The organism is Enterobacter sp. 168J2 (assembly GCF_034107265.1).
Taxonomy (GTDB): Bacteria; Pseudomonadota; Gammaproteobacteria; order Enterobacterales; family Enterobacteriaceae; genus Enterobacter; species Enterobacter nematophilus.
This window is the reverse complement of sequence record NZ_JAWNEB010000001.1, coordinates 543,323-568,682: the sequence shown is the minus strand read 5'-3', so window position 1 is coordinate 568,682 and position 25,360 is coordinate 543,323. Positions and strand designations below refer to the sequence as shown.

Below are 25,360 nucleotides of genomic sequence, written 5' to 3'. Positions count from 1 at the left end.
AAACGCGCTTCATTATGCAAACGAAGGCTGACGTTACGGAACCTAACAACACAGTTCCTGATAACAGCTTAGTTCAACGGCAAATATTCGCAATGTATTGATTTCATGAATATTTACAGCGCACCCCCGGCTGGCGACCACTGCTGTGATAAATGAAGCGCTTTTCCATCCGTGACGGTGACAACGATTTTTATCGTGTCTCCCGCAGAAATAGTTAAACTCAACCGCGTTAAATCAATCGGCTGATTAGCGGGAATAAAAAGGGTATTTTGCTGCCGCGAAGCACTTTGCCCGCTCTGCCCTTCCTTCAAGGTGTGGATCTGAACCTGACAATCACACGGTTCCGTCAAAATGACCTGCGGAATAATGGTCGTCATATTTCCCTGCTGTGACGTTTGAAAGGTTATCTGGCCGGAAAGCGCGGCGAGGAGAATGAAGGTATTCATGAGGAACTCCCGAAAAAAAACAGGGCATCGGCCCTGTTTTTTTGTAGTACAGATTTAAGTATCAGTACTGATGCGCTGTCGCGTGGTTACCAAAGCCGATCTGGGTAACGTTGACAGTGGAGTTAGACGCCGTCTGGTCTACAAGCGCACCGTTAAGGCCGCCGTACTGGCTAACATTCATAACGGATTTTTTGCTGTTCCACTGATCGAGTGTCGCACTGTTGCCGAAACCGTTCTGGGTCAGGTTGATTTTGCTGTCGTCAGAACCCTGACCAACATCAGCCCCGTTACCGCCACCGGTCTGGCTAATATTCAGAACGGAATTTCTGGCATCGGTCTGCAACGCCAGCGCGGAGTTACCGCCACCGTTCTGGTAAATATTCAGGGTTGAATTTGGACCACTGTTTCCGCCCTGACCATGACCGTGTCCATGACCCCATCCGCCCTGATTAATCATACCAGCCATAGCACTACCAGAAACTACGATTGCTGCAAGTGCTGCCACTTTGATAAATTTCATGGTAAACCCCCATCGGATTGATTAACGTCGTCGCGAAATAGCTAGCGCTGAATAACGCGAATTGCCATCTGCGACTGTTTCTGCACTACAACTGCGGTTTTCTGCGTACCGTACTGCGTAATATTTGCTCTATTACCCGACCCTTTTTGGATAATTTTCGCACTATTACCATATCCATCCTGCGTAATACCTGCATCGTTTCCGTTACCACTCTGATCGATCCAGGCAATATTGTAAGTCCCTGATTGATCAACTCTCGCTCTGTTGCCTGCCCCATCCTGGGAAATGACGGACAAGAGTTTCGATCCTTCCTGGCGAAGCTGAGCGTCATTAAATACGCCCTGTTGACCAATAATGGCTGCCTGATTTAATGATGAATGACTTAATTCATTAACCGCAAAGTTATATTCAGCGTTTGCCAAATCTGAATTCGCTGCGGTTACAAATCCAGGCGCACCCAGTAATGTAAACATCAAAAATAACGATGTGTTTTTCATGTTGTCACCCTGGACCCGGCTACCTGAAAACACCCTGATCGTATTTCGTATTAAACGACTTGTTTTGTTAACGCGTCGTTACGGTGAAGAGTATGTCCGCTGAAACATTTTAAATATCTCACCCGCGCGGCTTATTTTTATTTTTCAGCTCACCACAAAGTTGTAATTTGCACCATAAAAGGCATTACACAGGCCGGTTTTATTTTTTATAAAATATCTATGCGTGACATGTTGTACAACGACGAGAAAGCCGTCCATGCCCCTCCCCGCGTTGTTTAAGCGTAACGACGGGATGACATTTTCTTCAGTGCGTGACACAAGGCGAGTTTTCTTAAGCCAGAAAAACCAGAACGGCATGGCTTAGAAAGTATCAGTCACTCATACCTAGATACAAGCTAAAGAAAATAATTAATACTGATAAATATCAACCAATTAATAATATTTGTATGATTTTTAAAATCTATGCACAACTATTTACATGTACAACTTCCATATCAAATAGCAACATTTAAAATTCGTAATTTTCACAAATTAATATTGATTTTTACATATTGTTACATGATTAACACTTGCTTTAAAATTCGTAAAAGCTAGATTGAAATTAGATGTACGAAATTGGTTTTATATTTACCTCCCTGCGGAGGTTATGTTCTGATTCTACACACAGCAGTGCAACATCTGTCAGTACTTCTGGTGCCCTCTTCTTTACAAAGAGGGCTGCTGTCAGGTGCCAAAAATAAGTGGGGTTTCATCATGTATAATGAAGTCCATAGTTTACATGGTCATACATTACTGTTGATCACAAAACCTTCTCTGCAAGCGACAGCTTTATTACAACATTTAAAGCAATCTTTATCACTGAACGGGAAATTGCATAATATTCAACGTTCTTTTGATGATATTGCGCCCGGCAGCATCATTCTGTTTGATATGATGGAAGCCGATAAAAAGCTTATCCATTACTGGCAAGATAACTTAAGCAGGAAAAACAATAATATCCGCGTGTTATTATTGAATACGCCTGATGAATATCCTTTCAGAGATATTGAGAGCTGGCCGCATATCAATGGCGTGTTCTACGTCACTGAAGAAGAAGTTCGGGTGGTAGATGGTCTGCAAGGCATATTGCGCGGCGAATGCTATTTCTCGCAAAAGCTTGCCAGCTACCTCATCACGCACTCCGGAAATTACCGCTATAACAGTTCGGAATCAGCGCTGCTCACCCACCGTGAGAAAGAGATCCTGAACAAATTACGCATTGGTGCTTCAAATATTGAAATCGCCCGTTCGTTATTTATCAGCGAAAATACGGTAAAGACGCACCTTTATAATCTTTTCAAGAAGATAGCTGTTAAAAACCGAACTCAGGCGGTTTCATGGGCAAACGATAACCTCAGGCGTTAATCACATGAAGCGCACGTTGAGTTGGATCGCCGCAGCGAGTTTTCTGCTCGCTGCAGGGAACCTGCAGGCCGTTGAGGTCGAAGTTCCCGGATTGTTAACTGACCACACTGTCTCATCGATCGGGCACAGTTTTTACCGGGCCTTCAGCGATAAATGGGACAGTCCCTACACGGGTAATTTAACAATCAACGAGCGGCCCAGTGCACGTTGGGGAAGCTGGATAACCATAACGGCCAATCAGGACGTTATTTATCAAACGTTTTTATTCCCCTCGAAAACAGACTTCGATAAAAACGTAGCCTTAGCACTGGCTCAAACTGAAGACGCTATTAATCGCCTGCAAATAGATAAAGCCCTATTAAGCACCAGCGATTTAGCAAAAGATGAGTTCTAGCGAACCGATATGCGGAGGCTGTCATGCGTATTGCATATGCAGTTGTTTCGATCATGCTTATTGCTCCCCTAAGCTGGGCCGGAAATATGACCTTCCAGTTCCGTAACCCTAACTTTGGCGGTAATCCCAACAACGGTGCCTTTCTGCTGAATCAAGCCCAGGCACAAAACTCCTATAAAGATCCGAGCTATCAGGATTTTACCGTTGATACCCCTTCCGCACTGGATAACTTCACCCAGGCTATCCAGTCGCAAATTTTAGGGGGATTGCTGACCAACATTAATACCGGCAAGCCCGGCCGAATGATGACCAACGACTTTATTGTCGACATCGCCAACAGGGACGGACAGCTTCAGTTGAATGTGACCGATCGTAAAACCGGAAAAACGTCCACCATAGAAGTTTCCGGCCTGCAAAATAATTCAACTGACTTTTAAACAACAGCTAAATAAGGACAACGACCATGCAGCGCTTCCTGATATTTGTTGCAGTGTGCTTATTGAGCGGTTGTTTAACTGCTCCGCCTAAAGAAGCTGCAAAACCTACATTAATGCCTCGGGCCCAGAGTTATCGTGATTTAACCCATTTGCCTTCGCCTACGGGCAAGATATTTGTCTCGGTATACAACATTCAGGATGAAACCGGGCAATTTAAGCCTTACCCGGCAAGTAACTTCTCCACCGCGGTGCCGCAAAGCGCCACCGCCATGCTGGTGACCGCTCTGAAGGATTCGCGCTGGTTTATACCGCTGGAACGCCAGGGGCTTCAGAACCTGTTAAACGAACGAAAAATCATTCGTGCCGCGCAGGAGAATGGCACCGTCGCGGACAATAACCGGATGCCTCTGCAGTCTCTGGCCGCCGCAAACGTGATGATTGAAGGGTCGATTATCGGTTACGAGAGCAACGTGAAATCGGGCGGCGTGGGCGCGCGCTACTTCGGTATCGGCGCAGATACCCAGTACCAGCTCGACCAAATTGCGGTTAACCTGCGCGTCGTGAACGTCAGTACCGGTGAAGTGCTCTCTTCGGTCAACACCAGCAAAACGATATTGTCTTATGAAGTTCAGGCTGGGGTATTCCGCTTCATCGACTACCAGCGCCTGCTGGAGGGAGAAATTGGCTACACCTCGAACGAACCGGTCATGATGTGTCTGATGTCAGCCATTGAAACCGGCGTGATCTTCTTAATCAACGATGGTATCGATCGCGGGCTGTGGGATCTGCAAAACAGAGCGGACGTGCAGAACCCGATCCTGGTGAAATACCGTGATATGTCGGTGCCTCCGGAATCCTGACGGGCAGCGCATAAAAAAGGCGAGATGATTATCTCGCCTTTTTCTATTCACTCACCGCAGTGATGTTTTGCGTTTTTTCCCGTCGCGCCGCTAGCCAAAGACCGCTGTTCTTCATGGCGTAGCCAAACAGCAGTCCCAGCGCCAGGGAAGGAACCACCAGCTTCCAGTCCCCCTGACCGGCAAAGGTCGCACAGGCCCCCATAAAGGTGCCCGGCACAAACGACAGCAGCAGATGCTTCGCCTGGATGCACATCAGGAAGGCGACGACACCCGTCATGACGTACCCCAGCATCTCCAGATGCGGCGCCAGCGCGCTGCCTTTCATGATGACCAGCGCCCAGATAACGCCGCTCATCAGCGTGCAGCCTGAGATAAACAGCCCCTTAAGCCCGCCCTGAGGACAGGCGAAATAGGCCGTGCAGCCCAGAAAGCCAGCCCAGCTTAACAGACCGAGAGACACCGCTACCCATCCCCAAATACCGGAGAGGATGCCCGTCGTGATCGCAATACAAAGTAATATGTTCATGGCGCGCATCTTAGCAGAAGCGCGCCACAGAAATGAGATCAGAAGCACATTACGTGCAAGTTGAAATGTATCGTTGCAGGATTTTTGTGATTTAAATCACTCTTCACTCTCTTCTTCCAGCTCGTCCCACATTGCTGCGATGGCGTCACGCGTCAGCGGGGCCAGCGTTCGCCAGAAGGGAGAGGTGGCATGGGCTTCCACTTTACCCAGGAAGGTCCCCACCCACGGCAGCAAATACGTTTCGAAGAGGATCCCGATGGCTTCATTTTCGTCGTCACCAGCGTTATCTTCGATCCAGGAGGCGGCCAGCAGCAGCGTACCGATATGATCGGCTGGCGTATCGCTCAGCGGCATCCCGCGTTCGGAGAGAAATGCCCGCACTTCCGCTTCGGTCGCTCCTTCCTGCCAGGCGGAACGATACGGCGACACGCGGCACTCTTCGCCCACGAACAGAGCATTATAGTCCGTAGAGATCTGCTGCATGTCGCAGCTTTTCTGCAGGCGTTCCAGTAACTCATCCTGTTCCAGCGGCCAGTTCTGCGCCAGCTTACCTTCGCGAATCAGCGTAAACAGCGGAACCAGCAGCGGATCCTGCGGCTGGCGGTAATACAGGGAGCCAAGCACGCGGCAAAGGATGGAAAATTCATTCATTGTTTTATTCCGTTATTCAATTAAAGATCGGCAAATTCATCAATCGGCGCCATGCCGCGCGACTCGAGGAAATCGAGCATACGACGCGGCGTGACGTTCAGGATGCGTTCTTCCGGGAAATCCACATCCTGCAATATTTTCAGGCACTCGCTAAAATCCCCCAGCGTGAAGGCCGTGTGCGAATCAGAGCCCAGCGCCACCATGCCACCTGCATCACGCACGGCGGCAGCCACTTCGCGACAGTTGGCTTCACTGCCCTTACGCGAGTGCACGAACGAGGAGTTATTAATTTCCAGCGCCACGCGGTGTTTCGCCGCGGCCTGCGCCACGGCCTGAATATCAATCGGGTACTTCGGATTGCCCGGGTGGCTGATGATGTGCACGTTGCCGCTGGCAATAGTGGCAATCATCGCCGCGGTATTGGTCTCTTTATCCTGCGGCGGGAATACCGGCTCATGGAAACCGGCAAGGATCAGATCTAACGAGGTCAGCATCGGGCCGGTACAGTCAATTTCACCGTCGGTGTTTTTGATGTTCGCCTCAATGCCGCGCAGTATCCCAATGCCGTCCACCAGACGTGGCCAGATACGCATATTCACAAAATGCCAGTAGTGCGGCGCATCCGCCATATCCGGGCCGTGATCGGTTATCGCGAACAGCTTGATGCCCTTAAGCTTCGCCTGGGCGATATAATCATGGAGGTTGCTATACGCGTGGGTGCTGGCGACGGTGTGCATATGCAGGTCAACGGGATACATCTTTCTCTCCTCTGCGTTTTTTCCAAAGGATAGCAGTTATCAGCGGCGAATATTAGCAAAAACCCGGCGAACGCCGGGTTTCTCTCAGTAGCCGCGCTGTCGGTCGACCTGTCCGGTGACCGGGTTACCCTTCTCTATTTCACCGATCGTGTGCGAGATATAGGCCACCGCCTCGGCAGGTCGCGTCACGGCGGCAACGTGCGGCGTCATGGCCACGCGCGGGTGTCGCCACAGCGGGCTTTCCTCCGGCAGCGGCTCACGGCTGTAGACATCCAGCATGGCGCCTTTAAGCTTCCCGCTGTCCAGGGCCTTCAGCAGATCCGGCTCGACCAGATGCACGCCGCGCGCCAGGTTCATCAGGTAGCTCCGATCGTCCAACTGGTTAAGCAGGCCTTCATTGATGATCCCCACCGTTTCCGCCGTATTGGGCAGCAGGTTAATCAGCACGCGCGTGCCGTTCAGAAAGGCCGGAAGCTCATCCGTTCCGGCAAAGCTCTCAACGCCCGGATAGTTTTTACGGCTGCGGCTCCAGCAGCGCAGCGGGAAGCCCCACGGGGCAAGGGCTTCAGCCACTTTTGAGCCCAGCACGCCGGCGCCCAGGATTCCAACGGTAAACGCTTCGCGCGGATATTCCGGCAGCGGCTCCCAGCGGGATTGCTGCTTAAGCGCCTGATAATCATCAAAGCGGCGGAACCAGTGCAGCACCTGGCTCACGGCATATTCCTGCATTTGCTGGCCCATACCGGTATCTTCGAGGCGGAACAGAGGGATATCTTCCGGCAGCATTTCAGGGTGTGCTTTCAGCTTGCTCAGAATGGAATCCACGCCGGCCCCGAGCGCGAACACGGCCTTCAGCTTACGGCCCTGAAGCATTTCTACCGGCGGATGCCAGACCAGCGCGTAGTCGGCATGTTCGTTATCGCCCCGCTTCCACTCACGAACGCGAGCGCCCGGCAGAGCCGCAGAAAGTGCTTTAATCCAGTAAGCCGTATCAAAAGTGGGGTGATAGAAGAGTATATCCATAGTCAATCCTGCCTTTTATTGCGCTGATTTATTTTGCTTTTTAACTGGACGGTCAGCATAGCAAATTTCTTGCGCGACTGTGTTGTTGATAAAAAAGACGCTTTCAGCACATTTAAGAATCATGTTGCCTGAAGTTTGTCTAAACGCGCTAAATTACTGAAAAAGTGGGTTGACGGCAGTTCGGCTTTTCCTTACATTAGCGCCCGTCCCGGCAACAACGGGATGACAATATGGTGAGGTGTCCGAGTGGCTGAAGGAGCACGCCTGGAAAGTGTGTATACGGCAACGTATCGGGGGTTCGAATCCCCCCCTCACCGCCATATTTAAAGAAGAGCTCGCATGGAAATGCGGGCTTTTTTTTCGCATGTTGCACGCCTGCGGGGGGATGAGAAGCCCCGACCGGGGTTCGACAACTGGCGCAGCCAGTTGGACAGACTGAGAGCGAAGCGAACAGGCTGCCCGCAGGGCGAAGGGATCGTTACTCCTCTACCATCCGCGCATACTCTTCAGTAAGAAAATCAACCAGCGTTCTGACGGACGGCAGCAGACCGCGCCGCGAAGGATAAACAGCGTGAATCACTTCCCGTCTTGGCTCCCACGCGTCCAGCACCCGTACCAGTTCCCCTGATGCCAGCTGATCCTTGACCATCAAAATCGGCAGCTGCACTACCCCTACCCCCGCCATTGCCGCTTCACGCAGCGCCAGCATATCGGTGGTAATCAAGCGCGGCGTAAAGTGAATCTCCGCTTTCGCCCCTTCCGGCCCGCTCAATTCCCATTTATGCAGCTGCTTTCCCGCCCCCATGCTCAAACCCGGCCACTCGCTCAGCTCAGAGGGCACGGCAGGGTTGCCCATCCGCTCAATCAGCGCAGGGCTCGCCACCAGGCAGTGTCCCCTGTCTGCCAGCACTCTTAACACCACGTCGCTGTCGTCAAACGGACGTGGACGAACGCGGATCGCCACGTCAATGCCCTCGCCCACCAGATCGACCCGCCGGTTGGTAGCCTCAAGCTGAAGATTGATCCCCGGATAGCGCGCCATAAACCGCGCCAGCATGGGCCCCACGTGAACGTGCAGCAAGGTGACCGGACAGGTGATCCTGACCACGCCGCGTGGCTCGGCCTGCAACGCCGCCACCGCCTCTTGCGCAGCTTCGGCCTCTACCAGCATGGCTTTACAGTGCTGATAGAACGTCTGCCCCACTTCCGTCACCGTAAACTGCCGGGTGGTACGCTGGATCAGCCGCACGCCAAGGCGTTCTTCCAGCTGGGCAATCCGGCGGCTCAGTTTCGACTTGGGCTGATCGAGCGCCCGGCCTGCCGCCGCAAACCCACCATGGTCCACCACCTTCACAAACCACGCGAAATCATTGAGATCCTGCATACGCCCTCATCGTTCTATTTTCAGAACAGTGAATGTCATTTTCACTATCTACCGGGATATTAACCTTGAATATAAGCTAATTGCATCAACAGAACATCAGGAGTTCATCATGAAAAACGTAACAGGCGTTTATACCGCACCTCGTCCGCACTGGGTCGGTGACGGTTTCCCGGTTCGTTCAATGTTTTCTTACCAGACGCACGGCGAGCCGCTGAGCCCGTTCCTGCTGCTGGACTACGCAGGACCGTACACCTTCCCGGCGGACGGCGCGAAACGCGGCGTGGGCGAGCATCCTCATCGGGGGTTTGAAACGGTGACCATCGTTTACTCCGGCGAAGTGGAGCACCGCGACTCCACGGGCAAAGGCGGCGTCATCGGCCCCGGCGACGTGCAGTGGATGACGGCGGGTGCAGGCATCCTGCACGAGGAGTTCCACTCCAGCACCTTCGCGCAGAAAGGCGGCGAACTGAAAATGATGCAGCTGTGGGTCAACCTGCCTACCAAAGACAAAATGGCGACGCCCGGCTACCAGAGCATCATCAAAGCGGATATCCCGGTGGTCGCGCTGCCGGATAACAGCGGCACGCTGCGGGTCATCGCCGGTCGCTTTGAGGACGTGACGGGCCCGGCCCATACCTTCTCACCGCTGAACGTCTGGGATCTGGCGCTGCACCAGGGCAACCATCTGACGCTCGACCAGCCCGAAGGCTGGAGCACGGCGCTGGTGGTACTGGAGGGCAGCGTAACGGTGAACGGCACCACCCCAGCGGGTGAAGCGCAGCTGGTCGTGCTGAGTCAGAGCGGCGACAGGCTGCATCTGGAAGCGAACAGCGACGCGAAAGTGCTGCTGATGGCCGGCGAGCCGCTGAATGAACCGATTGTGGGCTACGGCCCGTTTGTGATGAACAGTAAAACCGAGATCGCGGAAGCCATTCGTGATTTCAACTCCGGCCGCTTCGGCCAGATCTGAACGTAATTAAGGAGCGCAATATGTCTACCCCTGCAAACTTCAACGGTGCACGTCCCGTCATTGACGTAAATGATGCCATCATGCTGCTTATCGACCACCAGAGCGGGCTGTTCCAGACCGTCGGCGACATGCCCATGCCGGAGCTGCGCGCCCGCGCGGCGGCGCTGGCAAAGATCGCCACGCTGGCGAAGATCCCGGTGATCACCACGGCCTCCGTTCCGCAGGGACCGAACGGCCCGCTTATCCCGGAGATCCACGCCAACGCGCCGCACGCGCAGTATGTGGCCCGCAAAGGTGAGATCAACGCCTGGGATAACCCGGAATTCGTGGCGGCGGTAAAAGCCACCGGTCGCAGGACGTTAATTATTGCCGGCACAATCACCAGCGTCTGCATGGCCTTCCCGTCCATCAGCGCGGTGGCGGACGGGTATAAAGTGTTTGCGGTAATTGATGCCTCCGGCACCTACAGCAAAATGGCGCAGGAGATCACCCTGGCACGCGTGGTTCAGGCAGGCGTGGTGCCGATGGATACCGCCGCTGTGGCCTCTGAGATCCAGCGAACCTGGAACCGTGAAGACGCGGCTGAATGGGCTGAGGTCTACACCCACATCTTCCCGGCCTACCAGCTGCTGATCGAAAGCTACGGCAAAGCGCAGGAGGTGGTGAAAAATAGCGAAGTGCTCGATTCACAGCGTTAATCCTGCGCCGTGCGGCATAAGCTGATTAAGGCTTAACCGAACAAGCAGGAATGCAGAAAATCTGCTTGACCGCTTTCGCGCAACTCCCTATAGTAGCGCCCCGTTGCCCCCCAAGCGGTCAGGCAGCAAAACAATATGGTGAGGTGTCCGAGTGGCTGAAGGAGCACGCCTGGAAAGTGTGTATACGGCAACGTATCGGGGGTTCGAATCCCCCCCTCACCGCCATATTTAAAGAAGAGCTCGCATGAAAATGCGGGCTTTTTTTTCGCATGTTGCACGCCTGAGGGGGGATGAGAACCCCCGACCGGGGTTCGACAACTGGCGCAGCCAGTTGGACAGACTGAGAGCGAAGCGAACAGGCTGCCCGTAGGGCGAGCGAAGCGAGTCAATCCCCCCCGGTGCAGACTCAGCACCTCACTTATAAAAAAAAGCCCGTGTCAAAGCACGGGCCTTCTTATTCTATTCCTCAGCTATTCAACTTCCCTGCCGGCTGCTTTCCTTCAGGAGATGAAACCTGCCCAGGATTAGCAACATTTTCGTCCTTACGCTCCTCCAGCCAGTAGTCCGCATTTTTAATCCCCAGTCGAACCGGGTCAAACTGCGGATCCAGCCCCTGAGCATTCTGAGTTTCATAATCCTTCAGGCTGGCAAACGCTTTTTTATGCAGCAGAACAATGGCAATAATGTTGAGCCATGCCATCAGCCCTACCCCAATATCCCCCAGCCCCCAGGCCAGATCCGCGGTACGAACCGTGCCATATACCGTCGAAGCCATCAGACATAATTTGAGCAGGAACGTCAGCCACGGGCGGTGAATTTTACGGTTAATAAAGGCGATATTGGTTTCGGCTATATAGTAGTAGGCAATAATCGTGGTGAAGGCAAAGAAGAACAGCGCAATGGCAACAAAGTAATTACCAAAGCCCGGCATCATACTTTCCATCGCCGTCTGCACGTAGCCAGGACCTGCGGCCACGCCTGCAATCCCGGTATACAGCGCCGCGCCGTCGACGCCCTGCACGTTATACAGCCCGGTGATCAGCAGCATAAACCCGGTCGCGGAGCAGACAAACAGCGTGTCGATATAGACCGAGAATGCCTGCACCAGCCCCTGCTTCACCGGATGGCTTACCGCCGCCGCGGATGACGCATGCGGCCCGGTCCCCTGCGCCGCTTCGTTAGAATAGACGCCGCGCTTAACGCCCCACATAATCGCCTGGCCGAGGATGGCGCCAAAGCCCGCTTCCAGGCCGAACGCGCTTTTCCAGATCAGCAGAATAACCGAAGGGAGCTGGTTAATATTAATGGCGATAATCACGCAGGCGACAATAATATAGCCCAGCGCCATAAATGGAACCACCATACTGCTAAAGCTGGCGATCCTTTTCACGCCGCCGAAAATAATAAAACTTAACAGCACGGCAAGTAATGCCGCCGTGACGTTCGGGCTCAGACCAAAGGCAATATCCAGGCTCGCACCAATCGAGTTTGCCTGTACGCCCGGAAGTAATAACCCGCAGGAGAAAATAGTCACAATGGCAAATAACCAGGCATACCACTTCACGCCTAAACCTTTTTCAATATAAAAGGCAGGGCCACCGCGATATTCACCGTTTATTTTTTCTTTATAAACCTGACCGAGAGTGGATTCAACAAACGCTGAGCTGGCACCCAAAAACGCCACTATCCACATCCAGAAAAGCGCCCCCGGCCCGCCAAAGGTAATTGCCGTGGCCACACCGGCGATATTCCCTGTCCCCACGCGGCCTGCCAGCGTCATCGTCAGCGCCTGAAACGACGATACGCCTGCATCGGTAGGACGCCCCTGGAACATCAGGGTAATCATATGTTTGATATGACGTAATTGCAGAAAGCGACTACGCAGTGAGAAATAGAGGCCAACACCCAGACATAAAAATATTAACGCAGGGCTCCAGATTACACCATTAATAGCACCAACCAGTTCGTTCATGTATGACCCTCAGCGTGATGTTTCGGGGGAACGGATCCCCTGTTGTGTTTCTTCTTAGAATTTTGTTCGAACAAGTACGAAACATAGATAACTCCCCTGCAGACACCAACTTAATTTTTACTTCGTAGTAATGATCTGTGACAACATTCACGTTTAATTTTTAACTAACAATTAGCGCGATCATTATATTCATAGATATTTTGTGGGTATTATAAACACATGTCACACTTCTACCGCTCAAATAAAAACCAGCCGAATATAAATAAATAATCGAAATGATTAATTATGAATAACAGGTGAGGTATGCAAATAATAAATGATGCTTCCCGGCATGACGCCGGGAAGAAATGGCTTAAAAAGAATGATCTTAATCGGAATACACTTCCAGCGTCCGTTGACACAGCGCTGAACGCACGCAGTCCTCTTTGGTGAAACGTACCACCCCAATCATCTCATCTTCCTCAAAACGTGACATGGCATCGCTGAGGCCGGACTTCACGCCCGACGGCAGGTCACACTGGGTAATATCGCCGTTAACGATAACCGTCACGTTCTCCCCGAGGCGCGTTAAAAACATCTTCATTTGCGCAGCGGTCACGTTCTGAGCCTCGTCAAGAATGACGACCGCATTTTCAAATGTACGTCCGCGCATATAGGCGAACGGCGCGATTTCCACCTTGCCAATCTCTGGTCGCAGGCAGTACTGCATAAAGGATGCACCCAGTCGCTTCACCAGCACGTCATAGACGGGCCTGAAGTACGGAGCAAACTTCTCCGAAATATCCCCGGGCAGGAAGCCGAGATCTTCATCCGCCTGCAGTACCGGACGAGTAACAATAATGCGCTCCACGTCCTTATGGATCAGCGCTTCCGCCGCTTTGGCCGCACTGATCCAGGTTTTCCCGCATCCGGCTTCACCGGTTGCAAAGATGAGCTGTTTACTCTCGATAGCATTCAGGTAGTGCGCCTGAGCCTCATTGCGCGCCACAATTGGAGAATTATCACGGCTGTCTCTGGCCATGCCAATTGCTTCTACGCCACTCATCTGCACAAGCGAGGTGACCGATTCTTCTTCACGCTGTTTATGGCTACGTGAGTCCCGTCTCAGCACACGTTTTGCTTCGCGACGAGCTTTGATCACTGCTTTTTGTCTTCCCATGGATAGCACCTTGAGTTGTTGGTATTCATCACACGCGCCAGCTTTGGCACGATTATGCGCACGAACATCAGAGGGTTGGCTTCCTTGTAAGCCATTGCTTGCTTTATCAGATGACGATACGGAACGGCTACGCGCACCGGTCTGCACGTCGGTCGAATCAGATTCTTGAGGTGTGGGGGAGAATTTAGTGGTGAGGAAATCGCTGCCGGAGTCTGAGCCTCCGCGCCGGGTGCTGCGGTTGTTATGTTTACCTTGTCCAGTACAGGACGCAACCATTCGCGATCTCCATAGTGATTCAGCATCACTGCCGGGAACTACCGCTGTCTTATCTTAAGTACATCAGGAGTTATCATAAATGCAACATTTATTTTACCTGAATGCAACTTTTAAGACTGTTCCTGCAGCGGAATCAGTCTTATATATGAATATTACAGAAATATAACAATAAGATAGTCATATGAAAAAATAATGTCCCCGCGAACTATCGCAGGGACGATTATCAGGCTTCAATCAGACCCTGTGCGAGATACGCGCCAGCATCGCGCGCGCCGGGCAGAGCAAAGAAATAGCCGCCGCCGATGGGCTTAATGTACTCTTCCAGCGCTTCGCCGTTTAACCGCTTCTGCACGGTCAGGAAGCCTTTCTCCAGATCGTGCTGATAGCAGACGAACAGCAGCCCCATATCAAGCTGCCCGGAGTTGGTCACGCCCAGCGAATAGCTGTAGCCACGGCGCATCATCAGGCTGGACTGCGTCTCTTTGGTGCGCGGGTTGGCAAGGCGAATATGGCTGTCGAGCGCGATGACGTCGCCATCCGGATCGCTCGCGTAGTCCGGCACATCATGCTCGTGCTTCATGCCCAGCGGCGCCCCGCTCTGCTTGTCGCGGCCAAAAATCGTCTGCTGCTCTTTCAGCGGCGTGCGGTCCCAGAACTCCACGTGGAACTGGATAATGCGCACCGCCTGGTAGCTGCCGCCCACCGCCCACGCCGGTTCGCCCTGATCTGCCGTCACCCACACCACGTCTTTCATCAGCGCCGCATCGCTGCTGTCCGGGTTGGCCGTACCGTCCTTAAAGCCCAGCAGGTTAACCGGCGTCTCTTTGCCTTTGCTGCGGGCGGCGTGGTCAGAGATAAACCCTTCCCGCTTCCAGCGCACGCTAAGCAGATCCGGCGTGTGCTTAATGATATCGCGCAGGGCGTGGATCACCGTGTCCTGAGTATTGGCACAAATCTGCAGGAGCAGATCGCCGTGGCACAGCGCCGCGTCGAGGGAGTCATTCGGGAAGCGCGTCATCTTCTGCAGCGCTTTCGGCTTCTGTTTTGCCAGGCCGTAGCGGTCATCGAACAGCGACTCCCCTACCGACACGGTAATAGTCAGGTTATCCGGCGCGATAAACGCCCCGAGGATACCGGAATCCATCGGCGGCAGGCGCGGGTTCGGCGTCTCCGGCGCCGGCCCGCCCGCGGTCAGAAACGCGATGCGCGCCGTCAGCAGGCGGAACAGACGCTCCAGATCCGCCTTATCGCTGGCCAGCGAATCAAAGGCCACCAGCATCATGGAAGCCTGCTGCGGCGTCAGAATACCCGCCTGGTGCGCGCCGTAAAACGGCTGGGTCTCCATGCGGGCATCCGGCGACAGCGTGCCGGGCGCGCTTTGCGGTTTTGCCGCGTGCGCCACCGGGCAGCCGCCCGCCAGGGCAAGCGCGCCGCCCAGCGCCCCTACCCCTTTCAACAAACGACGTCGGGAAGGTTCCGCCACGTCGAATTCGTCATGCTTGTTCATCGTGCTTAGTCCAGACCCAGTACGCCGCGCAGCAGGGAGAGATCTTCCGCCAGCGTCGTAATCGGGCCTTTCAGCGCGTTACGGTCAGCGTCGGTCAGCTTGTCGTAGGTTTCGAACCCGTCTTTGGTGCGGTACTTCGCCAGGATGGTGTCGACCTTTTTGAAGTTGGCATCCACTTTTGCCAGCAGTTCGCCGTTCTCTTTTTGCAGCTGAGGACGCAGCAGATCGACAATCTTCTGCGCGCCGTCGACGTTGGCCTGGAAGTCCCACAGGTCGGTATGGCTGTAGCGATCTTCTTCACCGCTGATTTTGCTCGCGGCCACTTCTTCAATCAGCCCCGCCGCGCCGCCCACCACTTTTGACGGCGGGAAGGCCAGCTCGCTGATGCGCTTTTGCAGCTCCAGCACGTCGGCGTTCAGCTGATCGGCGTATTTCTCCATTCCTTTGGTGGAGTTATCGCCAAACAGGGCTTTTTCCAGACGGTGGAAGCCGGTGAATTTCGGATCGGCGGCCTTCTGCTCGTAGTCGTCTTCGCGGGCATCAATGCTGCCGTCGAGGTCAGAGAACAGCTCGGCAATCGGCTCGATGCGCTCGTAGTGCTGACGGGTTGGCGCGTACAGGGATTTCGCTTTTTCGATATCGCCCGCTTTCACCGCGTCGGTGAAGGCTTTGGTGCCCGTGACCAGGTCCGCCGTCTCTTTGGTGACGTAGGCTTTATAGGCGGTAATGGCGTCGCCCAGGCTCAGCAGGGACTCGCCTTTGGCCGCGTCCGCCGTCGCTGCACCTTTGACGATCAGCTTGCCTTTAGGGTTGGTCAGCAGGCCGCAGGTCATGTCGTATTCACCCGGCTGCAGGTTGGCGGTCATCTTCTGGCTGAAGCCCGGGGCGATGTTCTCGCGCTCTTCCACCACCATCACGCCTTTGAGGATCTCCCACTCCAGCGCCTTCTGGCTGTGGTTCTGGATGATAAACTGGGTTTTACCGCTGTTAACCGTGATGGTCATCGGCTCGCACTGCTTATCGTTAACGGTGACTTTCACCTGCGGAATATCCGCAGCCTGCGCGGCGAATGCAGAAGCGAACAGCGCGGCAATGCCTGCGCACAATGCACTACGACGAAACTGAATTGCCATGACTCTTCCCTTAAAAAGTATGTTGTAACTAAAACAATAATTACGGCGCAACGCGCGACGCCTGCGAACCGGTACGCGGCGGCATTGCGAACAGCACCAGCGCCGGAACCAGATAGATAAAGTACATCGCCACTTCGCTGACGCTCGGCGTTTCCTGGTAGCCGAAGATGCCTTCGAGCAGGGTGCCGGTCAGTGAATGGGTGGAGAGAACGTTGCTGAGATCGAACGCCACGTCCTGAAAGTGGTTCCACAGGCCCGCCTCGTGGAAGGCGCGGATCGCTCCTGCCGCCAGCCCCGCGGCCACCAGCAGAATGAACAGGCTGGTCCACTTAAAGAAGGCGCCCAGGTTGAGGCGAATGCCGCCCCAGTAGAGCAGAAAGCCCAGCATCACCGCCGTTGCCAGACCGAGCATAGCGCCCAGCGGCGGCCAGATGCCCACGTCCTGCTGGAATGCCGCCAGCAGGAAGAAGACCGATTCCAGCCCCTCGCGCGCCACGGCGAAAAAGACCATCATAATCAGCGCCCAGCCGTGGTTATTCCCCTTCTGCAGGGCGTTATCCACCGCCTGCTCCAGCTGCACCTTCACGTTGCGGGAAACTTTGCGCATCCAGAAGACCATCCACGTCAGGATGAACACCGCAATCACGGCGACGATACCCTCAAACAGCTCTTGTTCTTTCTGCGGGAATTCGCCGGTGGTTTCATTGATGAGGATACCTAAGCCCAGGCAAAGCGCCGCGGCAAGGATGACGCCAACCCACATTACGCCAATCCAGCGCCCGCGCTGGGTGCGCTTCAGATAGCTGGCGATAAGGCTGACAATCAGGGCCGCTTCAAGGCCTTCACGTAACATAATGAGAAATGGAACAAACATGCCGACACCTTAAATGTTTATCGCGGTCAACTGATGCAAAGAAAGGTAAATTCTTGTGATAGTGATTATCATTACGGCGAAGGGAAACACAAGCGAAATGTGTGGTGATTTGATGACGAGTTGTAAACGCAAAGCCTGTTAATAGTTGCTGGCGTTACCGTTAAGTTTATAAGTTATAATAAAAATGCCCATTTACGGTTAACCAGCGCTGTGGCTAAATATCCGCCTCAAAAACCAACCGAAAATAACCCATGTTTAAGATTGTCCATTTCCTGCTGGCGCTGGTGATTATTCTTGCGCTTGCCTGGCTGGTGAGTTTCGACCGCCGAAAAATTCGCATTCGTTATGTTTTCCAGCTGATTGTTATTGAAATTGCTCTGGCGTTCTTTTTCCTGCACGCCGAAAGCGGGCTATTCCTGATTAAATACGTTTCCGGCTTCTTTGAGTCACTGCTGAAATTTGCCTCGGAAGGAACGAATTTCGTCTTTGGCGGAATGGGTGAAAAAGGGCTGGCGTTTATTTTCCTCGGCGTACTGTGTCCGATTATTTTTATTTCCGCATTGATTGGTATTCTCCAGCACTGGCGTATCCTGCCGATTTTTATTCGGATTATTGGAACGCTGCTGTCAAAGCTGAACGGCATGGGCAAGCTGGAATCGTTCAACGCGGTGAGCTCGCTGATCCTCGGCCAGTCGGAAAACTTCATTGCCTATAAAGGCGTGCTGGGAGATCTCTCCTCGCGTCGTCTGTTCACCATGGCCGCAACCGCGATGTCGACGGTATCCCTGTCGATTGTCGGCGCCTATATGACCATGCTCGACGCCAAATTTGTCGTTGCCGCGCTAATCCTGAACATGTTCAGCACCTTTATTATTCTCTCGGTCATTAACCCGGTGCGTCCGGAAGCCGAGCCGGATATCAAGCTGGAAAAGCTGCACGAATCCCAGAGCTTCTTTGAAATGCTGGGCGAGTATATTCTGGCCGGTTTTAAGGTGGCGATGATTATTCTGGCGATGCTGATTGGCTTTATCGCCCTCATCAGCGCCGTTAACGCCCTCTTCTCCAGCGTATTCGGCATGAGCTTCCAGCAGATCCTGGGCTACGTGTTTTATCCGCTGGCGTGGCTTATCGGGATTCCGCTGAGCGATGCGCTAAACGCGGGCAGCATTATGGCAACCAAGCTGGTGGCAAATGAATTTGTAGCGATGATTGAGCTGCAAAAAATTGCCCATGAAATGTCACCGCGCGGGCTGGGTATTTTGTCCGTCTTCCTGGTATCGTTCGCCAACTTCGCCTCCATCGGCATCGTCGCCGGGGCGATTAAGGGGCTGAACGAGCAGCAGGGCAACGTGGTATCGCGGTTTGGTCTGCGCCTGGTGTACGGTGCGACGCTGGTGAGCCTGCTGTCGGCGAGCTTTGCGGGATTAGTGTTGTAAATTGCTTTGTTACAAATAACGGCGGGATTTCCCGCCGTTTTTATTAAAACTGCACGCACACCGGCTGGTCGACGCGCATCACCGACTCCTGCGCGAAGCGTGATTTATAAATCCCGCGCAACGCTTCGATATTTGTTTCACTCTGCGCGTCTTTCCCGTGGATCAGCATCAGCGCCTTGCTGGGCTCACGCGCCACTTTTCCATCGTTACCCAGCCACTGCCCGCGCGCATCAAATACCGTTAAGCCATCGCGAAAGCGCGGCGTCACGTCCTGGTCAACAAACTGCTGCCACTCGCTACCGGTAATCTGCGCCCCTGCCGGGCGATTTAAGCCGAAATAGAGCGTGGTTTGCTGCATCTGGTTATCCGCTTTGCAGGTCTCCACCGCCGCGCGCTGCGTGGGAGCAGCGCAGCCTGCCAGCATCACTAATGCTGCCACCATTAACCCTGTTTTAATCATCATTTTTCATCTCGAACTGGTGAACGGTCTATCCCCTCTCCCCTATGGGGAGAGGGTTAGGGTGAGGGGGTGGGTATATTTTTATTCTGCCTGAAGCTTAGTCGGCGGCGCAGTGTGGTAATGCGCGTCCGCTTCCGCAAAGCGCTTCTGCATAGAGGCAGACGGGGCTTTACCCAGCAGGCTGAACACCACAATACCGATGCTGCCGAAGATGAAGCCCGGAATGATCTCGTACAGGCCCAGCCACGCGAACTGCTTCCAGACGATGACGGTCACCGCACCGATGATCATCCCCGCCAGCGCGCCGTTGCGGGTCATGCGTGACCACAGCACGGAGAACAGCACCACCGGACCAAACGCCGCACCAAAGCCCGCCCACGCGTAGCTCACGAGACCCAGCACGCGGTTTTCCGGGTTGGCCGCCAGCGCAATCGCCACCAGCGCCACCACCAGCACCATAAAGCGCCCTACCCATACCAGCTCTTTCTGGCTCGCGTCTTTACGCAGGAAGGCCTTGTAGAGGTCTTCGGTGATCGCGCTGGAGCAAACCAGCAGCTGGCAGCTCAGGGTAGACATCACCGCCGCCAGGATCGCAGAGAGCAGGATACCGGCAATCCACGGGTTAAACAGCACCTGCGCCAGCTCGATGAACACGCGCTCGGCGTTCTGGTTCACCGCGCCCGCCTGCGCTGGGTTGTTGTTGAAGTAGGCGATACCGAAGAAGCCGACCGCGCACGCGCCCGCCAGACACAGGATCATCCACGTCATGCTGATGCGACGCGCGTGAACGATGGTGTGGTGAGAATCCGCCGCCATAAAGCGCGCCAGGATATGTGGCTGACCAAAGTAGCCCAGGCCCCAGCCCATCAGGGAGACGATGGCCACGAAGTTCAGCCCCTTCAGCATGTCGACGTTTTCAATGCTCTTCTGCTTGATCACTTCCAGCGATTCGCCAAAGCCGCCGACGGTGAAAATCACAATCACCGGGGTCAGGATCAGGGCGAAGATCATCAGGCTCGCCTGCACGGTGTCGGTCCAGCTTACCGCCAGGAACCCGCCCACGAAGGTATAGAGGATGGTTGCCGCGGCACCGGCCCACAGGGCGGTTTCATAGCTCATGCCGAAGGTGCTTTCGAACAGGCGCGCACCCGCCACGATGCCGGAGGCGCAGTAGATGGTGAAGAACAGCAGGATCACCACCGCGGAGATAATGCGCAAAATACGGCTGTTATCCTCAAAGCGTCCGGTGAAGTAGTCCGGGAGCGTCAGGGCGTTGTTGTTGGCTTCGGTGTGCACGCGCAGACGGCCTGCCACCAGCTTCCAGTTGATCCACGCGCCGACGGTCAGGCCGATGGCGATCCAGCTTTCGGAAATACCAGAGATGAAAATCGCGCCCGGCAGCCCCATCAGCAGCCAGCCGCTCATGTCGGATGCGCCCGCAGAGAGCGCGGTAACCATCGGGCCTAAGCTGCGGCCGCCCAGAATGTAGTCGTCAAAGTTCTTTGTCGAACGCCATGCCAAAAACCCTATCAGGATCATGCCAAAAATATAAACGAGAAATGTCACCAGCATCGGTGTGCTAATTGCCATTCAAATTCTCCAAAATGTCGAGCGACAGCCGTCCGGGCTGCCTTGTTATGTCATCACCGGAACGTAGTGATGTGTGTATGTGTTTCCGTTGGGCGCGCTATCCTGCCGTATGCGCATCCCGCTGACAAACGATTTAACACTGCATTTACATCAAATTCATCCCCGGTTTGATACGAGTTTCCTATAGGTTGCACTCGCTCACGCTTTTGCGGGTTGCACCTTTAAAAAGTGTTAAGCACCGCATAAAAACTGGGTTCAGAAACAGCAGGCAGTTCTTTTTCCCAGCTAACTAATCGTTAACAATCCATTCATTTTCCAGCTTGCAAACCAGGTCACATTTAACACGGTTGCACAAAGTTGCAACATGGTGGATATTTCACGCTATCAACAGAACGCTATTACAGAACAACAGGAGTTTTGGCATGGGGATGACCACCATGGGGGTTAAGCTGGATGACGCGACCCGCGAACGGATTAAAACCGCAGCAACCCGCATTGACCGCACACCGCACTGGTTAATCAAGCAGGCGATTTTTAACTATCTGGAAAGGCTGGAGAGCGAAGAAGGCCTGCCGGAACTGCCTGCCCTGCTGGCGGGCGCAGCAAACGAAAGCGACGACGCCGCGACGGCGGTGGAAGAGAACCACCAGCCGTTCCTCGAATTTGCCGAGCAGATCCTGCCGCAGTCCGTCAGCCGCGCCGCCATTACCGGGGCGTACCGCCGCGCCGAAACCGACGCCGTGCCGATGCTGCTGGAGCAGGCCCGCCTGCCGGAAGCCATTGCCGCCCAGGCGCACAGCCTGGCGTATCAGTTAGCCGACAAGCTGCGCAACCAGAAAACCGCTACCGGCCGCGCCGGGATGGTTCAGGGCCTGCTGCAGGAGTTCTCCCTCTCCTCACAGGAGGGCGTGGCGCTGATGTGCCTGGCGGAAGCGCTGCTGCGTATTCCGGATAAAGCCACCCGCGACGCGCTGATCCGCGACAAGATCAGCAACGGCAACTGGCACTCCCACATTGGCCGCAGCCCGTCACTGTTCGTCAACGCCGCCACCTGGGGCCTGCTGTTTACCGGCAAGCTGGTCTCCACCCATAACGAAGCCAACCTGTCACGCTCTCTGAACCGCATCATCGGCAAGAGCGGTGAGCCGCTGATCCGTAAGGGCGTGGACATGGCGATGCGCCTGATGGGCGAGCAGTTCGTCACCGGGGAAACCATTGCCGAAGCGCTGGCGAACGCCCGCAAGCTGGAAGATAAAGGTTTCCGCTACTCGTACGACATGCTGGGCGAAGCGGCGCTCACCGCCGCCGACGCGCAGGCCTACATGGTCTCTTACCAGCAGGCGATCCACGCCATCGGTAAAGCGTCCAACGGTCGCGGTATTTATGAAGGCCCTGGCATCTCTATTAAGCTCTCCGCCCTGCACCCGCGCTACAGCCGCGCGCAGTACGACCGGGTGATGGAAGAGCTCTATCCGCGCCTGAAGTCCCTGACCCTGCTGGCGCGCCAGTATGACATCGGCATCAACATCGACGCCGAAGAGGCCGACCGTCTGGAGATCTCCCTCGATCTGCTGGAAAAACTGTGCTTCGAGCCGGAGCTGGCGGGCTGGAACGGGATTGGATTCGTCATCCAGGCCTACCAGAAGCGCTGCCCGTTCGTCATTGACTACCTGATTGACCTGGCCAGCCGCAGCCGCCGTCGCCTGATGATCCGCCTGGTGAAGGGCGCCTACTGGGACAGCGAAATCAAACGCGCCCAGATGGAAGGCCTGGAAGGCTATCCGGTCTATACCCGCAAGGTTTACACCGACGTCTCTTACCTCGCCTGCGCGAAAAAGCTGCTCGGCGTGCCGAACCTGATTTATCCGCAGTTCGCGACCCACAACGCCCATACCCTGGCGGCGATCTACAGCCTGGCCGGGCAGAACTACTATCCGGGCCAGTACGAGTTCCAGTGCCTGCACGGCATGGGCGAACCGCTGTACGAACAGGTAACCGGTAAAGTAGCCGACGGCAAGCTGAACCGTCCGTGCCGCATCTATGCCCCGGTGGGCACCCACGAAACCCTGCTGGCGTACCTGGTGCGTCGCCTGCTGGAAAACGGTGCGAACACCTCCTTCGTTAACCGCATCGCCGACACCACCCTGCCGCTGGACGAGCTGGTGGCCGATCCGGTTCAGGCCGTAGAGAAGATGGCCGCGCAGGAAGGCCAGATTGGCCTGCCGCATCCGAAGATTGCCCTGCCGCGCGAGCTGTACGGCGAGGGCCGCGTCAACTCGGCGGGTCTGGATCTCGCCAACGAACACCGTCTGGCCTCCCTCTCCTCTGCCCTGCTCAACAGCGCGTTGCAGAAGTGGCAGGCCAAACCGATCCTTGAGCAGGCCGTCGAGGATGGCGACATGCAGCCGGTGATCAACCCGGCAGAGCCGAAGGACATCGTCGGCTACGCGCGTGAAGCAACCGAAGCGGAAGTGGACCAGGCGCTGGAGAGCGCGGTGAACAACGCGCCAATCTGGTTCGCCACGCCGCCGCAGGAGCGCGCCGCGATTCTGGAACGCGCCGCGGTGCTGATGGAAGATCAGATGCAGTCGCTCATCGGCATTCTGGTGCGCGAAGCGGGTAAAACCTTCAGCAACGCCATCGCCGAAGTGCGCGAGGCCGTCGACTTCCTGCACTACTACGCCGGTCAGGTGCGCGATGATTTCGACAACGAAACGCACCGTCCGCTCGGTCCGGTGGTCTGTATCAGCCCGTGGAACTTCCCGCTGGCGATCTTCACCGGCCAGATTGCCGCCGCCCTTGCCGCAGGCAACAGCGTGCTGGCCAAGCCGGCAGAGCAGACCCCGCTGATTGCCGCCCAGGGCATCAACATTCTTCTGGAAGCAGGCGTACCTGCGGGCGTGGTCCAGCTGCTGCCGGGCCGCGGTGAAACCGTCGGCGCGAAGCTGACCTCCGATAACCGCGTGCGCGGCGTGATGTTTACCGGCTCCACCGAAGTGGCCTCTCTGCTGCAGCGTAACATTGCCACCCGTCTGGATGCGCAGGGCCGCCCTACGCCGCTCATCGCCGAAACCGGCGGGATGAACGCCATGATCGTTGACTCCTCCGCGCTCACCGAGCAGGTGGTGGTCGACGTGCTGGCCTCCGCCTTCGACAGCGCCGGTCAGCGCTGCTCCGCTCTGCGCGTGCTGTGCCTGCAGGACGACGTGGCGGACCACACGCTGAAGATGCTGCGCGGCGCGATGGCGGAATGCCGCATGGGCAACCCGGGCCGTCTCACCACCGACATCGGGCCGGTGATCGACGCGGAGGCCAAAGCCAACATTGAAAACCACATTCAGGCCATGCGCGCCAAAGGCCGTCCGGTGTTCCAGGCGGTGCGCGAGAACAGCGAAGATGCCCGCGAGTGGCAGTCCGGTACCTTCGTGCCGCCGACGCTTATCGAGCTGGCAAGCTTCGACGAGCTGAAAAAAGAGGTCTTCGGCCCGGTGCTGCACGTGGTGCGCTACAGCCGTAACAACCTCAACGAGCTTATCGACCAGATCAACGCCTCCGGCTACGGCCTGACGCTCGGCGTGCATACCCGTATCGACGAAACCATTGCGCAGGTCACCGGCACGGCCAAAGTTGGCAACCTGTACGTCAACCGCAACATGGTTGGCGCGGTCGTGGGCGTGCAGCCGTTCGGCGGCGAAGGCCTCTCCGGCACCGGCCCGAAAGCGGGCGGCCCGCTCTACCTGTACCGCCTGCTGGCGAACCGTCCGGAAAACGCGCTGGGCGTGACGCTGGCGCGCCAGGACGCAAGTTATCCGGTAGATACCCAGGTGAAAACCGTGCTGACGCAGCCGCTGGAGGCGCTCGTTAAGTGGGCTGAAAATCGCCCGGAACTGCGTGCGGTTGCCCGGCAGTACGGCGAGCTGGCTCAGGCGGGCACGCAGCGCCTGCTGCCGGGGCCAACCGGCGAGCGCAACACCTGGACGCTGATGCCGCGCGAGCGCGTGCTGTGCGTGGCGGATAACGAGCAGGACGCGCTGGTGCAGCTGGCCGCGGCGATGGCTACCGGCTGCGAAGTGCTGTGGCCGGAAGATGCGCTGCATCGCGATCTCGCCAAGCAGCTGCCGAAAGCGGTCTCGGCCCGCATTCGCTTTGCGAAGGCCGATGCCCTGCTGACCCAGCCGTTTGATGCGGTGATTTACCACGGTGATTCCGACCAGCTGCGCGAGCTCTGCGAGCAGGTGGCGGCCCGCAGCGGGGCGATTGTTTCGGTGCAGGGCTTCGCGCGCGGGGAAACCAACCTGCTGCTGGAGCGCCTGTACGTGGAGCGCTCGCTCAGCGTCAACACCGCGGCGGCGGGCGGTAACGCCAGCCTGATGACAATCGGCTAA

General features: G+C 55.6%; 23 protein-coding genes and 2 tRNA genes. 10 read left to right on the top strand and 15 right to left on the bottom strand.

The window, feature by feature from the left end; genetic code table 11:
• Positions 1 to 113: 113 nt before the first annotated feature.
• The 3 genes from csgC to csgB all read right to left on the bottom strand — a co-directional run bounded on the left by csgC (position 114) and on the right by csgB (position 1,463).
• Positions 114 to 446 carry a curli assembly chaperone CsgC gene (gene csgC, locus USG84_RS02775; protein ID WP_151413167.1) on the bottom strand — a complete coding sequence of 111 codons (333 nt, stop codon included), beginning with the start codon at positions 444 to 446 and terminating at the stop codon, positions 114 to 116.
• Between the two features lie 61 nt (positions 447 to 507).
• On the bottom strand, positions 508 to 966 hold the full coding sequence (gene csgA / locus USG84_RS02770) for a curli major subunit CsgA (protein ID WP_028012680.1): 459 nt from the start codon (positions 964 to 966) through the stop codon (positions 508 to 510).
• Positions 967 to 1,007: 41 nt separating this feature from the next.
• Complete coding sequence (gene csgB / locus USG84_RS02765) at positions 1,008 to 1,463, bottom strand: curli minor subunit CsgB (protein ID WP_061098601.1); 456 nt, start codon at positions 1,461 to 1,463, stop codon at positions 1,008 to 1,010.
• Between the two features lie 753 nt (positions 1,464 to 2,216).
• Here csgB and csgD point away from each other — a divergent pair.
• From csgD to csgG, 4 genes are read left to right on the top strand one after another with little or no spacing between them, the layout of a single operon-like run.
• Complete coding sequence (csgD, locus tag USG84_RS02760; RefSeq protein WP_028012677.1) at positions 2,217 to 2,867, top strand: biofilm master transcriptional regulator CsgD; 651 nt, start codon at positions 2,217 to 2,219, stop codon at positions 2,865 to 2,867.
• A gap of 4 nt (positions 2,868 to 2,871) precedes the next feature.
• Positions 2,872 to 3,261, top strand: coding sequence for a curli production assembly/transport protein CsgE (csgE, locus tag USG84_RS02755; protein ID WP_061098603.1), 390 nt, complete (start codon positions 2,872 to 2,874; stop codon positions 3,259 to 3,261).
• A 23-nt stretch (positions 3,262 to 3,284) separates the two neighbouring features.
• A complete protein-coding gene (csgF, locus tag USG84_RS02750) occupies positions 3,285 to 3,698 on the top strand; it encodes a curli production assembly/transport protein CsgF (protein ID WP_116340728.1) in 414 nt (137 codons plus the stop codon).
• Positions 3,699 to 3,724: 26 nt separating this feature from the next.
• Positions 3,725 to 4,558 carry a curli production assembly/transport protein CsgG gene (gene csgG / locus USG84_RS02745; RefSeq protein ID WP_061098605.1) on the top strand — a complete coding sequence of 278 codons (834 nt, stop codon included), beginning with the start codon at positions 3,725 to 3,727 and terminating at the stop codon, positions 4,556 to 4,558.
• Positions 4,559 to 4,601: 43 nt separating this feature from the next.
• Here the strand turns inward: csgG and USG84_RS02740 are convergent, their stop codons facing one another.
• The 4 genes from USG84_RS02740 to ghrA all read right to left on the bottom strand — a co-directional run bounded on the left by USG84_RS02740 (position 4,602) and on the right by ghrA (position 7,516).
• The gene (locus USG84_RS02740) at positions 4,602 to 5,084 is read right to left on the bottom strand and encodes a DUF1097 domain-containing protein (protein WP_072201771.1); all 483 of its coding nucleotides are present in this window, start codon (positions 5,082 to 5,084) and stop codon (positions 4,602 to 4,604) included.
• A gap of 96 nt (positions 5,085 to 5,180) precedes the next feature.
• On the bottom strand, positions 5,181 to 5,735 hold the full coding sequence (locus USG84_RS02735; protein WP_028012672.1) for a molecular chaperone: 555 nt from the start codon (positions 5,733 to 5,735) through the stop codon (positions 5,181 to 5,183).
• Between the two features lie 20 nt (positions 5,736 to 5,755).
• A complete protein-coding gene (locus tag USG84_RS02730) occupies positions 5,756 to 6,493 on the bottom strand; it encodes a phosphatase (protein ID WP_028012671.1) in 738 nt (245 codons plus the stop codon).
• An 84-nt stretch (positions 6,494 to 6,577) separates the two neighbouring features.
• Positions 6,578 to 7,516 (bottom strand): glyoxylate/hydroxypyruvate reductase GhrA, encoded by a 939-nt coding sequence (gene ghrA, locus USG84_RS02725; RefSeq protein WP_151413166.1) that lies wholly within the window; start codon positions 7,514 to 7,516, stop codon positions 6,578 to 6,580.
• A 232-nt stretch (positions 7,517 to 7,748) separates the two neighbouring features.
• On the opposite strand from ghrA, the gene USG84_RS02720 reads away from it, so the two are divergent.
• Positions 7,749 to 7,836 (top strand) — tRNA-Ser (locus tag USG84_RS02720).
• Positions 7,837 to 7,994: 158 nt separating this feature from the next.
• Here USG84_RS02720 and USG84_RS02715 read toward each other — a convergent pair.
• The gene (locus USG84_RS02715) at positions 7,995 to 8,900 is read right to left on the bottom strand and encodes a LysR family transcriptional regulator (protein WP_151413792.1); all 906 of its coding nucleotides are present in this window, start codon (positions 8,898 to 8,900) and stop codon (positions 7,995 to 7,997) included.
• Positions 8,901 to 9,009: 109 nt separating this feature from the next.
• Between USG84_RS02715 and USG84_RS02710 the strand changes: the two genes are divergently transcribed.
• From USG84_RS02710 to USG84_RS02700, 3 genes are all read left to right on the top strand, one after another.
• The gene (locus USG84_RS02710; RefSeq protein WP_320738153.1) at positions 9,010 to 9,870 is read left to right on the top strand and encodes a pirin family protein; all 861 of its coding nucleotides are present in this window, start codon (positions 9,010 to 9,012) and stop codon (positions 9,868 to 9,870) included.
• Positions 9,871 to 9,890: 20 nt separating this feature from the next.
• Positions 9,891 to 10,568, top strand: a complete 678-nt coding sequence (locus USG84_RS02705; RefSeq protein WP_320738152.1) for an isochorismatase family protein — start codon at positions 9,891 to 9,893, stop codon at positions 10,566 to 10,568.
• A gap of 137 nt (positions 10,569 to 10,705) precedes the next feature.
• A tRNA-Ser gene (locus USG84_RS02700) sits at positions 10,706 to 10,793 on the top strand.
• A 241-nt stretch (positions 10,794 to 11,034) separates the two neighbouring features.
• On the opposite strand, the gene USG84_RS02695 is transcribed toward USG84_RS02700, so the two are convergent.
• From USG84_RS02695 to efeU, 5 genes are all read right to left on the bottom strand, one after another.
• A complete protein-coding gene (locus USG84_RS02695; RefSeq protein ID WP_061098610.1) occupies positions 11,035 to 12,540 on the bottom strand; it encodes an alanine/glycine:cation symporter family protein in 1,506 nt (501 codons plus the stop codon).
• Between the two features lie 367 nt (positions 12,541 to 12,907).
• Complete coding sequence (phoH, locus tag USG84_RS02690; protein ID WP_173647354.1) at positions 12,908 to 13,699, bottom strand: phosphate starvation-inducible protein PhoH; 792 nt, start codon at positions 13,697 to 13,699, stop codon at positions 12,908 to 12,910.
• A gap of 499 nt (positions 13,700 to 14,198) precedes the next feature.
• The gene (efeB, locus tag USG84_RS02685; RefSeq protein WP_320738151.1) at positions 14,199 to 15,482 is read right to left on the bottom strand and encodes an iron uptake transporter deferrochelatase/peroxidase subunit; all 1,284 of its coding nucleotides are present in this window, start codon (positions 15,480 to 15,482) and stop codon (positions 14,199 to 14,201) included.
• A 5-nt stretch (positions 15,483 to 15,487) separates the two neighbouring features.
• Positions 15,488 to 16,615, bottom strand: coding sequence for an iron uptake system protein EfeO (gene efeO / locus USG84_RS02680; protein WP_151413165.1), 1,128 nt, complete (start codon positions 16,613 to 16,615; stop codon positions 15,488 to 15,490).
• Between the two features lie 40 nt (positions 16,616 to 16,655).
• Positions 16,656 to 17,489: an iron uptake transporter permease EfeU gene (gene efeU / locus USG84_RS02675; protein ID WP_151413164.1), complete on the bottom strand. Its 834-nt coding sequence runs from the start codon at positions 17,487 to 17,489 to the stop codon at positions 16,656 to 16,658.
• A gap of 251 nt (positions 17,490 to 17,740) precedes the next feature.
• Here efeU and USG84_RS02670 point away from each other — a divergent pair, with 251 nt between their 5' ends.
• Positions 17,741 to 18,925 carry a NupC/NupG family nucleoside CNT transporter gene (locus tag USG84_RS02670; protein WP_045261666.1) on the top strand — a complete coding sequence of 395 codons (1,185 nt, stop codon included), beginning with the start codon at positions 17,741 to 17,743 and terminating at the stop codon, positions 18,923 to 18,925.
• Positions 18,926 to 18,968: 43 nt separating this feature from the next.
• Here the strand turns inward: USG84_RS02670 and USG84_RS02665 are convergent, their stop codons facing one another.
• Together USG84_RS02665 and putP are read right to left on the bottom strand one after the other, a co-directional pair.
• Entirely contained in the window at positions 18,969 to 19,388 is a 420-nt protein-coding gene (locus USG84_RS02665) for a DUF3574 domain-containing protein (protein ID WP_151413163.1), read from the bottom strand.
• A gap of 78 nt (positions 19,389 to 19,466) precedes the next feature.
• The gene (gene putP / locus USG84_RS02660) at positions 19,467 to 20,975 is read right to left on the bottom strand and encodes a sodium/proline symporter PutP (RefSeq protein WP_061098616.1); all 1,509 of its coding nucleotides are present in this window, start codon (positions 20,973 to 20,975) and stop codon (positions 19,467 to 19,469) included.
• Positions 20,976 to 21,397: 422 nt separating this feature from the next.
• On the opposite strand from putP, the gene putA reads away from it, so the two are divergent.
• The gene (gene putA, locus USG84_RS02655) at positions 21,398 to 25,360 is read left to right on the top strand and encodes a trifunctional transcriptional regulator/proline dehydrogenase/L-glutamate gamma-semialdehyde dehydrogenase (RefSeq protein WP_320738150.1); all 3,963 of its coding nucleotides are present in this window, start codon (positions 21,398 to 21,400) and stop codon (positions 25,358 to 25,360) included.